This is a genomic window from Planktothrix sp. PCC 11201 (genome assembly GCF_900009135.1).
Lineage (GTDB): Bacteria > Cyanobacteriota > Cyanobacteriia > Cyanobacteriales > Microcoleaceae > Planktothrix.
Window position 1 is genome coordinate 53,670 of the sequence record NZ_LT797710.1, and the last position, 16,541, is coordinate 70,210.

Here is a 16,541-nt window from a genome sequence, read left to right on the forward strand (position 1 = left end):
TTTCGATGGCCGGATTTTATTATCAATTATGTATTGAAAATTTTCATCTTCAATTGGTATTGAAGCCATCACTCTTAACTCATAAAAGGCAGTTTATTTTGACTTGCTTACCTCCGTCAGACGGGTTTATAGACAACAATGTTCCTCATTAACCATTCATTATCTTCTAATCAAAAGATCCCTTCTGTAGACGAACGGAACTTCGAGCAAGTTCCCGCCCTATCGCAAAACCATTCCCGACTCAACCCGGCCAACGGTGGCGGGGAGGGAACGGTTGGCAACTTGGGTAATCAGTTGTAGATGTTTCGAGAGGAGTTTGCTCAGATCATAACGTTCTAAGGCTGTTTCACGCGCTTTAACTCGTAATTGAGCCATCCGATCAGGATGATCTAAGACTTCATCGACCCGATCTGCAATCTGTTTGGGAGAGAAAAAGTCTACCAGCAAACCGTTTACTCCATCTTGAATTACTTCCCGCACGGGAGCAGTATCTGAACCCAGAACTAAACAACCGGTTGACATGGATTCAATCATTGACCAGGATAGAACAAAAGGCCGGGTTAAATAAATATGAACATCTGAAGCCTGAATCACTTGCAGATATTGGCCGTAGGCTAGGGGCCCAACGAAATGAATCCGAGAAAGATCCAAGGGGACTTTCTTGAGCATATAGTCCTTATAGCTCATGCCGTTGGGTAAAGGTTTACCATAACAAACTCGTTCCGATCCCACAACTACAACATGGCATTTGGGTCTACGTTCTTGAATATAAGCCACGGCTTCGATGAATTCAGGAAAGCCCCGATAGGGTTCCATTCCCCGCCCCACATAGGTTACTAGTTCCTCTACACCTGATAAATCCAAGTTGGGTAAAACTAATTTAGCCCCGGGATTCGGTTTAAAATAACTGGTATCCACTCCATCATGAAGCACAGAAATTTTTTCTCGCAGTTCCGGGGGAAATTGGGATTGTTGCCAATGGGTGGGTGAAAGTCCCCAATCACAGGAATATAAATCAATTAAAATTGGGGTGTTTTTCACCCGAATTCGGGCTTTATCATCAATGCTCAGGGGGTCAGCCGGATCGAAGTCAGCATCGGAACCTTCTGCATGATAGAACCACTCGAAATAACATAATAATGGGGTATTCGGAAAGGCTTCTTTGACAAATAAAGTCGGCCCCCAACCGGAATGGCCACAAATTACATCGGGGACAAATCCTTTGGCTTTGAGTTGTTCAGCCATTCTAAATACAGCCTGTCCCTGTAATACGGCACTTTCTAAAACCCGGACATATTGATGGGTGTCTGCACTCGTTTCTCGACTGGGATTAAATACGGCTTTTTCTACCCCGGGAATGCTCCACTCGGGACGTTCGTTTTTTGTCCCAAATACAATTTGATTATTGGGATCTGCACCTAATGTTGTAATAATATGGCGATATTGGGCGGGAAAGTTGGGATGTAAAAATAATGCTTTCATAGGGAACAGGGAACGGGGAACAGGGAACAGGGAACGGGGAACAGGGAATGTTACCTCTTAAACTGATAACTCGTAATTGATAACTCTTAAACTGATAACTGATCACTGATAACTGATCACTTCGGGTGCTTGACAAATCCAAACGCAGTCTCTGGGTACAGACTCACTATCTTTTCGGATAATTTTATAGTTAAGATGGGTTAAAAATTTCTCCATAATGGTATCGGTCATTAAGGAAAAAGCGGTTCCATGTCGGTTTCCTAATAGGTTTTTATCCCAATCCTGTACGAATTTTTGCCAGCCCAATTCACTTAATAGATTGGTATGGTGAAAAATACAGAGGCGATCGCCTTTTAATAAAGCCGGAATTCGGGTTAAATAGTTAAAGATATCCCAGGGTTCAATATGTACCATGGTGTCATAACAAAAACAAACATCTAGGGATTGGGGCGCAATTCCATCTAAAGTTAAACCGTCTAATTTAACATATCTCACCCGTTCATCTCCCAAACGTTTGTGAGTTGCATTCAGGAGTTCATTGGAAATATCGGCACAGACTAGGCGATCGCAATATTTCAGTAACAAAGCTGCCGTTTTTCCTCCCCCTACACCAATTTCTAAAACCTGATGGTGCTTCTGAATATAAGGGGCAATAAATTGGTTCTCAATTAAGGCTTCATATTCGGCTAAGGAAGTCGCCGCACCCGCGGCAAATCCAATCCATTCATCTCCTCTATAAACTTCTTCAGAGCTTACACTTTGCCAATTTTTAGCATAGTCATCCCAGGCGGATTCATAGTCAACTTTTTTCATGATTTTAACTGAGTTTGAGATGGATTGAGAACGGGTATTTTCAGATATTTCTGATAATTCAGGCGTTGATTTAGAGGAAATTTCAGGAATTTTCCAACTCCAATCTTGACCTAAAAATTGCGTTAATTTTTGATTAAAAGGCTGAAAATAATCTTGTAACTGCTGACGAATAATTGGGTCAATATTGGGATAACTATTAACATTGTATTTATCATAACTCAATAATTGATAATTCGGTACTCCTAAAAAATCAAAAACTTGATTGACTATGGTTTTAGAATCTACATATAAATCTTCACTCTTGAGAATCAAGAATTGTTCCCGAGGGAAGAACTTCATCCATCTTTGCAGTTGATCAATATAGATTCCCCTGGAAAGGTAGGAATAATGTTGATGGTTAAAACTAAAATAAGTCGGATCTGCATCCATTTTTTCGGCTTCTCCTTGCAGCCGTTGAGTTTCTTGGGCGATCGCATCTTTCAAAGATAGGGATTCATACCCGAGTTTCACCTCCCAATAATAATGGGAAATCGCCCGATCTACCGGATTTCTCAATAATACAATGAACCGAGTTTCAGGAAAAGATTCATAAAGTCGTTGGGGCACTAAGGGATGAAAAAAATAATAGGGAGAACCTTCCCCTGTAATTAAGTGCTTTCCATCAGCTTCGGTTGAAAATTGGGATTTATACCACTCTAAACCCTGCTGATAATTTAGCGTAAAAAAATGAATTTCCTTTTGGGTTGCGGCTACAATTTGAGGGTGTTGACATAGATACTGATAGAGGGAATTAGTTCCCCCCTTTTGTACCCCAAGAATAATAAACTGGGGCGCGGTGATCGGTTTTGAATCGATTATCCTTGCTTGTTGAATCAACGGTGATATGCCTCCAGATTGAAAGTTGAATCATCAACAGTTACACTCTCCTATCAGTTCAATTTTCCTCCTGCGCAAATCAAGATCACTCCGCAGGTAGAAACTGAACACAATTGGATAAATTTTCAACTCAATTTAGGATTATACTCTAAAGGGTTAACTGTTTCGGTTATAAATTGACTGAAAATTGAATGTAAATTAAGAATGAACTGCTGAGGACATTAGATTATGACACTCACGGCTGATGCTGAAACACTTTCTCCAATTTATATGTTTCGCCGTTTTTTTGCCAACCGATATTTACAGGGAAATGGCATTGAAGTCGGGGCATTAAATCATCCTCTGGAGGTGCCTTTATCCGCTCATGTTCAATATGTGGATCGTATGAGTGTTCCTGATTTAAGAAAACATTATCCCGAGTTAGCAGATGTTAATTTAGTTCCTGTCGATATTATCGATAATGGTGAACTCTTAGAAACAGTTGAGGATGAAACCCAGGATTTTTTGATTGCTAATCATTTTATTGAACATTGCCAAAACCCGATCCTAACGATTGAAAATTTATTACGGGTGATTAGAAAAGACGGGATTTTGTATTTAGCGGTTCCTGAAAAACGAACCTGTTTTGATTGCGATCGCCCAGTCACTTCTATTGAACATTTATTAAAAGATTATCAACAGGGCCCGGAATGGTCGCGGCAAAATCATTATGAAGAATGGATTGAATTAGTAGAAAAAGAAACGGATGAAACCAAAGCACAATGGATGGTTAAAGAGTTGATGAGACGGGATTTTAGTATCCATTTCCACGTCTGGACAACTGCGGATTTTGTGGATTTTCTCCTGACCTTAAAACACCAACTCGGGTTTCCTTTTACCTTAGAAAAGATTTTTGATAATGGAAATGAACTGATCACTATTATCAGAAAAGTATAGTAGGGAACAGGGAATGGGTAATGGGTAATTGGTAATGGGTAATTGGTAATAACTGGTGACTGGTACGGGCGGGTTCTTTTAGATCTTTGTAAATTACCTAAATCTTGATGAACCCGCCCCTACAAATGATAACTGATTCAAAAGCGTTTGGGACGCAATACACACAAACAGAAATCCGATTCTAAACCCCCGGGAATTTCCATTAATATTTGTTCAAATTCCAACAAAAGTTTAATTAAGGTTTCTCCTTTAGGATCACCAGGTAAAAACTGATTATGATCTAACAAAGGATACAGAGGATGAAGAATTGCGCCCCCAAACGGATGAAAAATTTCGATATCAAAATAATACTCAATAAAGGGTAAAATCAGTTGAGAACGAACCGCTTCTGAGGGGTCAGTGGCAAAAACTTGATGGATGCTGGGGTTAATAAATTTGTTTTCCATAATTCCAGAACGAATTAATTTATGGAAACATTGGTACAGGCGATTAATCAGTTCCACCTGGCGTTTATTGTAAATGCAATAATTAGCCCCAACATATTCATTAATAATAAAATATCCCTGGGGATGTAACGCCTTATGAACCATTTCTAAAAATCGTTCTAGTTCCCGCACATGATGCAGAGAACCTGAACAAAATGCCACATCATATTTAACCTCTGGATTCAGGTTAAAGGTATTAAAATCTTCCTGATAGAAATTAACCTTAACTCCGGCTTTTTCAGCGTCCTTTCTCGCAATTTCTAAGGAGGATTCCGAAAAATCAAAGGCATCAATATGTTGAGCAAATCCCAATTCTGCCATCAAAATTTCATGATTCCCAATCCCACATCCCAGGGAAATCAGGTGATTAAACTTTTGGCTTGCAAAATAATCTTCAATTAACCACCGTAACCAATATTTTTTAGTTTGACCTCCAGACATTCGTTGATGGATAGTATCCGCAATAATTGGATTAGAAACCCATTGACTGGCGGCGGCAGTAGGGTTAGTTTCCCAATAATTCTTGGCTTGAGGTTCGGCAATTTCCGGCTCAGGATGATTGACTTCGACGGCGGAAATTGTAACCGCAGAAGGGGCGGTAATCTGAATCTCTAAGGATTCAACAGATGGAGGAGTAGAGAGGTTATTAGAGGCGGGATAGGGATTAATAAAATAGGCTTCTTGGAAGATTTCTAAATAACTTTGAGTCATTTCTTCAAAGGTATTGAGAGACTCCAAAACATACTGAGAATTTTGTGCGAATTCCTGTCTTAAATCCGGGTTTTCTAGCAATGATGTTAGACATTTTGCCAATTCTTCCGCTTGGTGGGGCGTGTAAAATAAACCATTAATTTCAGGACGCACCTGTTCAGGAATTCCAAATACGGGAGTAGTAATAATTGGTAGATTATATCCCATGGCTTCCATAATCACTCTGGGATAGCTTTCAATCCGAGAAGTACAGACGAAAATATCCGCAGCGAGGAAATATTGGGCGGTTTCTGGGGTTTCTGGAACTAGGGTTAATCGCTGTTTTAAAGTATCAGGAAGTTGGGCTTTTAATTGAGCTAATTCGGTGCTATAAATACTGGGGCGATCGCCAACAATAAAACAACGAATTTTGTTATGATACTCAGTCGATAATAAGGGCAACGCTTGGAGTAAATCCTTTTGTCCTTTGCGTTCACAAACCGTTCCCAGTAGCAGAATAACGATTTCATCTTCTGCTATTGATAACGCGGTTCTGGCTTCAGTTCGAGTTAGCTGTTCCGATGTTTTCAGTAACCTTTGAATATCTAAACCATTATGAATCACCGTAAAGTTATGATGACTATTTAAAGAGTGATAAAGATTGCGGGTTGCATCGGCAACAAAAATCACTCGGTAGGGAAATTGAAAACATTCTAAGGCGCGGGCTGCAATTTCTGAACCCAGTCCATTAAAATAGGTTTGCCAAGCCTGACTTTCATGGACATTCCACACACAAGGAATTGATTTTTTCTCGGCACAATCGACCATGAAAAAGGTTTCTAAAGTATTAGCATAAACCAGATCAAATTGTTCTATTTTGAGTTCATTGGCTAAACTTTCAAGGGCAGTATTATAGGCTTCCCGTTGATAAACATTAGCCAGGGGATGTTCCCGAACAATGACTCTAATTCCCTGCTGTTCATAGGCATAGCGTAACGGCCCATCATCAACACAGAAAATCGTCGGTTCTAGTTTTCCTTCTGCGGCTAACTTAACAGCAATTTCAAATTGATGTAACGGCGCGCCCGTATATTCTAAGGCATTACTGCACATTAAAACTTTAGGAATGGGGGCAAAATTAACCGTTGATTTCAATTGATAACGTCGAGGTTGAATTTGAAACCATTCATTATCTAAGGATAAATGGGGGTTATAAAAGGGATCAATTTTATGGGCATATTGGCGACGGAATTTTGCCACTTCTTTCGGGTCATCTTTATAACCCCGACTGGTTCCTTCTCGGTGAATTAATTCTGCTTCTGGGCAATAAACCGATTGATAACCTTGTTCAAATAATCGATAACCATAATCCACATCATTGTAAGCAACGGCAAAATCAACTGAATTAAATCCTCCTAAATCTAAAAACAATTGGCGAGGTGTTAATAAACAAGCCGCCGTCACCGCCGAATAATTTCTTACGACTTTAGAATAGGCTAAATAACCGAAATCTTGACGATGGGTTAACTTAAAGGCATGACCCGCTAAACCATGGTGAAGTCCATGCAGTATTCCAGCGTGTTGAATCCGGTCATCGGGATAAATTAACCGCGACCCCACAGCCCCGACGCCTCGGATGCGAGCATAACCCATCATCTGAGTTAACCAATGGGAATTAATCACTTCTGTGTCATTATTCAGGAATAATACATAATCCGTATTCACCTGTTCCACCGCCCGATTATTAATCGCAGCAAAGTTGAATTTTCCTTGATTGGCTATTTTTAAAACCGATACTTTTTCCGTGTCGCCAACTTTCTTTAAATACTCTAGGGTTTTGGGGTCATCGCTTTCATTATCAATAATTACAACCTGATAATTTTGATAGGTTGTTTTCTGAATTGATTCGACACAGGCCTGGAGTAATTTCAGTTGATTTTTAGTCGGAATAATAATTGTTACCGACGGCCCCTGGTCGGGGAATTGATGATAAAAAATTCCTAGATTTAGTTCACTGGCCCAATTCGGTTGATAAACTTTTCCTGAACTTTGAAGACGGGTTAAGGCATCTTGAATGGCGTGTTTTCCAGCATCAAAACTCGCGGGTTTTGCCGCTCCAGAAACGGCCGTTGAGCCGGGGGCGGTGCGCCAATGGTAGAGGACTAAAGGAATGTGACCAATCTGGCGAGAAATTTCGGTTGCTCGTAGGGCAAAATCATAATCCTGTGACCCTTCAAATCCAATTCTAAATCCGCCTAATTCCTCAAAAATTCCTCGTCTCACCACTAATAAATGCCCCATATACATATAGGAAAGCAAGAGTTGGGGCGACCAATCGGGCTTAAATTGGGGGGCAAATCGTTTGCCTTCTGGGTCAATTTTGTCATCGTCGGAATAGAGAAAATCAGTTTCGGGATGTTGGATTAGATATAATGCCATTTCCCCTAAAGCATCGGGGGTTAATTCGTCGTCGTTATCTAAAAAGGCAATAAATTCCCCGGTGGCTTGACTCGCTGCACTATTGGTCGCCGCACTAATATTGCCATTTTCAGTACGGAAATAGACTTTAATTCGAGCATCTTTTGCTGAATATTCAGTTAATAATTCGATAACTTTGCTATCGCTACTACAATCATCCGCAATACAGAGTTCCCAATTGGTATAAACCTGATTAACAACACTTTGAATCGCTTTTTCTAAAAATTCAATCGGGGGGTTATACACGGGCATAACCACGGAAATTTTAGGCAGTATTTCCGGGGAATAAACTGTTAATCGATTTTTTAAAGATTCTAAACTGCGTTCTGTCCATTGATTGGCCGCTAACCAGGCTTGATAGGGTTCAATGGGTTGCAGTAATTCAAAGCCTTGGGGGGGTAAAAAATCTCCTTGAGGAACGGTTGTTTGCCGATACATTAGGCTCATTTGCCGTAGAATAGCGGGAATTTCCCAAGGCATCGGTAAAAGACGCCCTAAACGTTGTTTTCGTTCTGCCATTCGTTTTTGAATGGCTGCGGTATAACGAGAAACTTGTTTGACCTTTGCGGTGCTTTTTTCTAATAGTCCATAGCGAGAAATTTGGAGCGTTTGAGGACAGTTATAAATCAGAATTTCCCCATTTTCTAAATGGGCTTCTAATCGAATTTCCCAAGTTCCCGGGGGTAAATCAATTAAGGCTTCAAATCCACTTTCGGCGCTTCCTATCCACTTAGGAAAAACCTGTCCCACATCCACACGACGTAACCCATAGGCACAAATCACCCATTGATTACCGTAGATTAATTTTAACTGTGTAATTCGCTGAGTTGGATGGCAACACCAACCGGCAAATAGAATTTGTCCCTGTCTTTGTTCCCACTGTGACGGCACATCAAAGGACGCTCTCAAACTAGAAACTGTTAAGGGATAACGGGCGAATACCGTCCATTTTCCGTTACTATCTTGGGCTTCTAATTCTACTAAAGAATTGCCTTGGGGAACACGAATTTGCAGATAAAATCCTGATGATTTTGCTTGGGAATAGGCCGCATGAATCTCCGCCACATCTTGACGTTCAATACCATATTCTCCGGTGAAAATATCCGTTCCTATTCTGGCTCTTACTGCTTTTAGTTCTTGATTTCCCGTATGAAAACACCAACCGGAAATATTCAAAAATTTCTCGGTAAACCCTATTAATTCCCAATTGAGAGGAAAATCTAGCGAGTAGATATATCGACGGCGAAATTGTTTTAACCGTCGTTTAGCCCCGAGCCATTTTCCTCGCAGTTTCCAAAATTTGGAGGACTTCATGGCGATAATTTCTCCCTGGGCTTTACCCAGTTCATCTTCTAAACTGAATATTTTATTTAAGGCTTGTTCAAATTGAGATTCTGCCCCGAATAATTTAAGTTGGGTGCGACCTAATTCGTCTTCTAAGGTTAGGAGTTTAGCCAGTCCATCTTGATATTGAATACTGGTAACTTGTAGTTTAAATTCCGTTTTTTCTAGGGCGGTTTCCGATTCCAGACATCGAGCTAATATTTCTTGATATTTAGCATATAAGGGGATATACTTTTCATGAATATCTTGATATTTACCCTGGGTTTGACCTAATTCTATTTCTGTGGCAACGAGTTTATTTACTGCTTGTTCAAATTGGGTTTTAAACCCTTCTAATTCCCCTTGAGTTTTGCCGAGTTCTTCTTCGGTAGAGATTAACTTTGTAATGGCTTCCCCGGCTTTGATTTCTACACCGTTGAGTTTTAACTGAGTTTCACCCAGGAGATTTTCAGTTTTAATTAAACGTTCAACAGCATCTTGAAAGCGTTCTTGCCATTCTTGAATATCCGTTTGTAAAATATCTCGATCTTTGAGTAAAATATCTAAATCTTTTGCGAGAACAGACTGATTTTTTTCTAATTTTCTGAGTTTTGCCCAATCTTCAAAAACCCAATCGGCGGATAAAGGCTGATTTAAACTCTCTAATTCCGATGCCGTTAAATTGCTATTTAAGGGGTAAGCAGTGGCTTCTAAAGTTTGATAGAGTTCAATGGCTTCAGGGAAATAGGCTTTAATAAACAGGGGTTTTGGAGTAGCTAAAATCCGATTTACTAATAGAGACGGCTCGAATTTATCGGAAAATTCACCCTGTAAATTAAGATTAAATTTATGATTAATTTCTTCAATAAAATCAGATGGTTGATTGCCAATAGTATAAACATTTGCTAACAAACAATTATCGGGATGTTGATGATAAAAGTCTAAAACTTTGCGATTATAATTGCTCCACATTTGGATGGCAATTTCGGGATGGTCTAGTAAGGTAGCATCCGTCGCCCGACGATACAAAGAGTCGATGACTTCCCAAGGAGAACGATAGACAAAAATAAATTTAGCTTGGGGTAATAATTGATGCCAAAAGTCCAAAAATAAAGTAGTTCTAGGATCTTTCCATCCCCAAGCTGAAGACGAATCTTGATTAATTTCAATCAGTTTTTTAGCGGTTTCTATCTCTTGTTCTGTGAGGGAGATTTCCCCTGAGAATACACACCCCAGTTCATCAATATTATTGCTTTTAAAAATAGATTTGTGAAAGTCTACAAAATCAACATTTTCAAAATGACCTTTAATATTACCATAGTCGGCACCGACTAACTGTTTACCAATATTAACCCCTAGATTTTGTAGCAGGGAAGCGGTTAAAGAGGTTCCTGAGCGGTGCATTCCGGCAATGATAATAATGGGAGAAGGGGTGTTATTTGTATCCATCATGTTCTTGGGGTTCTATTTCAGCGTTTTAATCACAATCAACAACAATATTTAAAGACCTAGTTCCGATGCTGTCTTGACTAAACCGGACTTGATTTTTAAACTGGGTTCAATCAACAAGTCCACTACCCCAGTGCTACAGGAATCTTCATAGGGTTGAACTCGGAACATCCCAACATCAATACAGCGATCTAAATAAGTAAATTCACCCTCTACAATACCAGAAACCCCCGCATTCAGGAAATACACATCTGGTGATAGTTGACATTCAAACTTAAATTTGATGGCAATGGTCGTTCCGGGTTCAATCTGTTTAATAGATTGAGATGTGGCTAAAAAGGAGGCTCCCGCTAATTCAAATCCACTTACGGTTTTAATTAACATTCCAAAGCGAACATGGGAGGCGAGTTTATCAAATTTCACGGAATAGGTGTAAATATAACTATTTCGAGCGACTAAATGATTTACGGTTTCACCCCCTAGGGTAATAATATGGGGTTCTAAAATTTCCGCCCCCCTGGAGGGATATTTAATCGGATGATCAGGAACTAATTTGGGATCAAAATAATCTTTATAATGTCCATTTTTTGTATTCCAAGAAGGTAGGACGGAGGGAGAGGCTGGGTTTTTAGGATGGGACTGATTTTTTTGGGCATCTTCTTCAATTTCCTCCGAAGGTTGGGAGGATTTACGGGTTAAATGTTGAATTTCATCTCGGATCATGATCATTTGATCCGCATCGGCATAGATCATTTTTTGATATTTAGAAATGATCATTTTAGGAGTATGTTCGAGTAATAATTCTCCCCGATCCATTAATACAGCCGAGTCACAGAGTTGAATAATTGAAGGGGCTGAATGGGAGACAAATAAAATGGTGCCACCCCGATCTTTGATTTCATGAATTCGACTAAAACATTTGCGTTGAAAGGCTTCATCTCCAACGGATAAGGCTTCATCAACAATTAAAATATCAGGATCAACACTGGTAGCTACCGCAAATCCTAAACGGACATACATCCCGCTGGAATAGGTTTTGACGGGTTGATCAATAAAATCTCCAATATCAGCAAAAGCAGCAATACTATCAAATTTGGCTTCAATTTCATGGGTTTTTAATCCCAATAATTGACCATTAAAAAATACATTTTGTCGCCCGGTAAATTCAGGATTAAACCCACTCCCGAGTTCTAATAGGGCGGAAACTCGACCATTAACTTCCACGTCTCCTTGAGTTGGGGTTAAAGTTCCCACAATTATTTGTAATAGGGTACTTTTTCCCGAACCATTGCGACCGACAACCCCCAGGGTTTGGCCTTTCCAAACTTCTAAATTTATATCTTGCAATGCCCAAAAATTATGCGCCAGACTTTTTCCAGGCACAAAAACCTCCTTCAATCGATCCACCGGATGGCGATAACGTTTGAAGCATTTAGAGACGTGATTAACGGATATAGCAATTTCGGTCATTCGATGTTGATTTCCCGGTTTATCAGTGATCAGTTTGTGTGTGAGTTGTGTGAGGAACTGTCACCGCTACAAAACGTCAGCAAAGGCTGGACGCAACCGTCTATAAACCCATAGGCCCCCATAAAATATAACCAGGGCAATAATTGAGGATATGGCTAATTCTCCCCAATGTCTCATTTCCCCGACTAAAACTAAATCTCGATAGCTTTCTGAAAGTCCGGTAATGGGATTGCACCAAACAATCCAAAATTGCCAGGATTCGGGAACTTTGGCAACGGGATATAAAATTGGTGTCACATAAAACCAAAGGTTTAAAATTACGCCTAAACTCTGGGGAATATCGCGTAGAAATACGGTTAATCCAGCTGTTAAGTAGCCTAACCCGGCGGTTAATAAAACTTGGGGTATCCAAACTAACGGCAGTAACCAAAGGGTGGGGTGGAGGATTTGAGAAGACAAGGCGGTTAAGCCAATTAAGGCTACTAAGCCAAAGGAGCTTTCAATAAAGGCGGAAAAAATCGGTACCAGGGGCAATAATCCCAGGGGAAAAACCACCTTTTTGACTAAATTCGGCTGTCCAACGACGGAACTGGCGGCTTGAATTAATCCATTTGTGAAGGCAAACCAAGGAATTAAACCCGCAAATAGCCACAGGCCAAAGGCTAATTCGTTATCGGGAAACCCCTCAAGATTGAGTTTGACCTTGAGAACAATGGAAAAAACATAGGTATAAATCAGCAGTTGGGACAGCTGATTCAACAGAGGCCAGAGGTTGCCAAGAATCGAACCTTTGTATCGTGCCTCTAAGTCCCTTCGGACTAATGTACTTAGCAGATTCAGTTTGAGGGATAATCGGCTATTGACAAGCGACCATTGACTCCCACGCCCCGAAGTTCTGACAAAACCCTTGATTGACCGCAGCAATTTTTTCGTCCTCGTTCACTACACACACCATGATTTCAAGTTCACCACCTGACACAAAGAGCCAAGAAGACCTCAACCCTAAAGTCAACAGTGTTATCAGATATCCCGGCCAGAGGATTATTACTCCCAGATCTTGATCTTAATCAATCAGTGTGCCATACAAAGTGTCCAGAAAGCTAGTCCAAGAAGTAATTACGAATGGGGAATGGGGAATGGGGAATGGGGAATGGGGAATGGGGAATGGGGAATAGAAAGAGTTTACCTCCCCTGCTCCCCAGCCTCCCCCGCCTCTCTAATTAATGAGCGGAACCGTTACCATGGTAATCGTCGCTATTATAGAAGCCGTTTTTGGTTCCGAAGAACAGACAGCCCAGGGTAAAGAACACCGTTAATACGGTCAGGATTAATTTAATATCCATTTTTGGTAATCAACTCCACTCAATACGCTTTTGATTGTAGACCGTTCTGAGTTGGCAGGTGTATAGCAAATCCGTAGTGAGAGTTTTAATATTCTATCCCGGGGTTTGTTTAAATTCAGAATTTAGGTTTGATCAGTTACAATAAAACCCGAGGCTTTCTCATTGATTAATTGAATCTCATGCTGAGAAAAAATTTGTTTTTTAAAGTGATCTTAGTGGGATTGAGTTTAGGATTTATTCTGGATCTCACCGCTAAGTTCTGGGGAGAGTTTATTTGGTTTGAAGAAGTTAATTATTTGTCGGTTTTTCAAGGACGATTACTGATAGAAGTTGGGTTGGCTCTACTGGGTTTATTAATAACTGTGGCTTGGTTAATGGGGAATTTAGTGATAGCTCGACGCTATCGATATTTGTCTCAAGATTTACAAAATAAACCTCCCGATCATCTTTTTGATTTATCTCATCAGAATTTACCTCGATTTTCCTTGGGATTACCTTCGCTTCTAATGCTGGTGATGGGTTTCTCCCTGTTGCTGGGTTTGATTATTATTCATTATAGCCAGATTTTTATTAGTTATTGGCATTGGGATTCGAGTCAACCTCTATTTTCTAAACTTCCGGCTCAGTTTGAACCTCAAATTTTTGAGCAATGGATTAAAAATTTTAAAGACTACAGTTGGAAAATACCTGTTTTAGTAATTTTAGTAATTTCTATTCTCTGGAATTCTTTAATTGTTTTTAGTTTTATTGCTTTAATCTTTGGTTTTGGATTTAGCTTATTATTATCAAGTCATTGGGCAAATTTCTTGCAATATTTTTATCCTACTTCTTTTAACCAAGTCGAACCCTTATTAAATCGAGATATTAGCTTTTATATTTTTAGTCTTCCCATTGCCCACCTGTTAGAATTTTGGGTAATTGGATTGTTTTCAGTTAGTTTTATTACTTGTAGTTTAATATATTTACTATCTGGAAATAGTCTCAGTCAAGGACGATTCCCAAGTTTTTCCCAACCCCAGCAACGTCACCTGCACGGACTAGCGGGGCTTTTAATGTTTAGTTGTGCGATGCGGTATTGGTTAGCTCGTTATGAACTTTTATACTCCACCCAGGGGGTTGTATTTGGGGCAGATTTTACCGATATCAATGTATTAAAACCTGGTTATTTATTGTTATCTATAATTGCTCTATTTCTTTCTGTTTTTCTAATCTGGCAATCTCTTTTTTCGGTCAAAAAAGTCAGACCATATATTGATATTTTTTTAAGAAAAATAGGGGTACTATCTCTAATTAAAAACCGAAATTCACGCCGAGATAAATTATTCGCAGATAGCTATTCCCTTAGAGTAATATTTACTTGGTATTTAGGGCTGAGTCTTCTAGTGGTAAGTATTATTCCCAATTTGGTTCAACAGTTTATTGTTCAACCCAACGAATTAGAGCGAGAATTACCTTATATTAAACACAGTATTAAGTATACTCGCCAAGGCTTTAATTTAGATAAAATCAATGTTGAAACTTTTGATCCCAATGCTAAATTAAGTTATACCGATATTCAAAATAATAATTTAACCATCGATAATATTCGTCTTTGGGATAAACGACCGTTATTACAAACAAATCGTCAATTACAACAAATTCGTCTTTATTATGAATTTTCCGATGCTGATTATGATCGATATTCCATTTTACCCGATAAATTTTTAGGAAAGTTTAATACGGGTTTACAAAAACAACAGGTACTGATCGCCCCTCGGGAATTAAATTATGAATTAGTGCCGGAAAAAGCCAAGACTTGGGTTAATGAGCATTTGGTTTATACTCATGGTTATGGTTTTACCCTTTCTCCAGTCAATCGGGTGGCTGAGGGCGGTCTCCCTGAATTTTTTGTTAAAAATATTGGCGCTGATCCCCAATTAGATCCCGATACCACCTTAGAAGTTTCTCCTCGAATTAAAAATATTATTCCGATTGGTAAACCTCGACTTTATTACGGTTTATTGACTAATACTCAAATCATGACTTCTACTCAGGTCAAAGAACTGGATTTTCCCTTGGGCAATGAGAATGTTTATAATATCTATGATGGTGAGGGTGGCATTATCATTGGCACCGGATGGAAACGGTTTTTATTTGCCTATTATTTAAAAAATTGGCAAATGCTATTTACCGATAACTTCACCCCCGAAACTAAGTTATTATTTCGGCGTAATATCTTAGAAAGGGTAAAGGCGATCGCTCCTTTTCTCCATTATGATAGTAACCCCTATCTTGTGGTTGCTGACTCTAATTTCCCATCCGTAGATCATAATTATTTATATTGGATGATTGATGCTTATACCACCAGTAATATGTACCCCTATTCCGATCCCGAAGGGGCGGGATTTAACTATATTAGAAATTCGGTTAAAGTAATTGTTGATGCTTATAACGGTAAGGTGAAGTTCTATTCATTAGAGGAAGATAAAGATCCCATCATATCCACACTAAAACAGGTTTTTCCTGATTTGTTTAATTCTATTGAAGAAATGCCTATTACCCTGCGTCAACATATTCGCTATCCCCTTGATTTATTTAGTGTTCAATCTCAACATTTACTCACTTATCACATGAGTGATCCGATTGTTTTTTATAATCGGGAAGACCTCTGGCGGGTTCCAGTAGAAATTTATGCGAGTAAACAACAACCCATGGAACCCTATTATTTAATCATGCGATTACCGACGGAAAAAACCGAGGAATTTATGCTGCTGCTGCCCTTTACTCCTGCTAGTCGGAATAACTTAGTCGCCTGGTTAGCGGCTCGCTCTGATCTCGAACATTATGGCAGTTTACTATTATATCGTTTCCCCAAACAACGCCTGATTTTTGGGCCGGAACAGGTAGAAGCTTTAATTAACCAAGAACCCGAAATTTCTGAGCAGATTTCCCTCTGGAGTCGTCAAGGTTCCCGGGTAATTCAAGGCAATTTATTAGTAATTCCCATTGAACAATCCCTACTTTATGTTGAACCTTTATATTTAGAGGCAGAGGAAAATAGTTTACCGACCTTAGTTAGAGTAATTGTTGCTAGTGAAAACCGAGTTGTGATGCGACCAACCTTAGAAGAAGCATTAAGAGACATCTTTCAAGTCCCACCGATTCAACCCTCTGCTCCCCTAAATTTATCCCAACCAAAGCCAGTTAAATAAAGAGG

7 protein-coding genes are annotated in these 16,541 nt (G+C 39.5%); 2 read left to right on the forward strand and 5 right to left on the reverse strand.

What is annotated here, in order from left to right:
• Positions 1-219: 219 nt before the first annotated feature.
• Positions 220-1,482: a glycosyltransferase family 4 protein gene (locus tag PL11201_RS19540; protein WP_079680563.1), complete on the reverse strand. Its 1,263-nt coding sequence runs from the start codon at positions 1,480-1,482 to the stop codon at positions 220-222.
• Positions 1,483-1,584: 102 nt separating this feature from the next.
• On the reverse strand, positions 1,585-3,171 hold the full coding sequence (locus tag PL11201_RS19545) for a sulfotransferase domain-containing protein (RefSeq protein ID WP_234996780.1): 1,587 nt from the start codon (positions 3,169-3,171) through the stop codon (positions 1,585-1,587).
• 228 nt (positions 3,172-3,399) lie between these two features.
• Here PL11201_RS19545 and PL11201_RS19550 point away from each other — a divergent pair, with 228 nt between their 5' ends.
• Entirely contained in the window at positions 3,400-4,107 is a 708-nt protein-coding gene (locus PL11201_RS19550; protein ID WP_234996781.1) for a methyltransferase domain-containing protein, read from the forward strand.
• 137 nt (positions 4,108-4,244) lie between these two features.
• On the opposite strand, the gene PL11201_RS19555 is transcribed toward PL11201_RS19550, so the two are convergent.
• The 3 genes from PL11201_RS19555 to PL11201_RS19565 all read right to left on the reverse strand — a co-directional run bounded on the left by PL11201_RS19555 (position 4,245) and on the right by PL11201_RS19565 (position 12,914).
• Positions 4,245-10,532 carry a glycosyltransferase gene (locus PL11201_RS19555; RefSeq protein WP_079680566.1) on the reverse strand — a complete coding sequence of 2,096 codons (6,288 nt, stop codon included), beginning with the start codon at positions 10,530-10,532 and terminating at the stop codon, positions 4,245-4,247.
• A gap of 51 nt (positions 10,533-10,583) precedes the next feature.
• On the reverse strand, positions 10,584-12,002 hold the full coding sequence (locus PL11201_RS19560) for an ABC transporter ATP-binding protein (RefSeq protein WP_079680567.1): 1,419 nt from the start codon (positions 12,000-12,002) through the stop codon (positions 10,584-10,586).
• A gap of 66 nt (positions 12,003-12,068) precedes the next feature.
• Complete coding sequence (locus tag PL11201_RS19565) at positions 12,069-12,914, reverse strand: ABC transporter permease (RefSeq protein ID WP_079681038.1); 846 nt, start codon at positions 12,912-12,914, stop codon at positions 12,069-12,071.
• Positions 12,915-13,524: 610 nt separating this feature from the next.
• On the opposite strand from PL11201_RS19565, the gene PL11201_RS19570 reads away from it, so the two are divergent.
• On the forward strand, positions 13,525-16,536 hold the full coding sequence (locus PL11201_RS19570) for a UPF0182 family protein (RefSeq protein WP_079680568.1): 3,012 nt from the start codon (positions 13,525-13,527) through the stop codon (positions 16,534-16,536).
• The last annotated feature ends 5 nt before the right edge of the window (positions 16,537-16,541 follow it).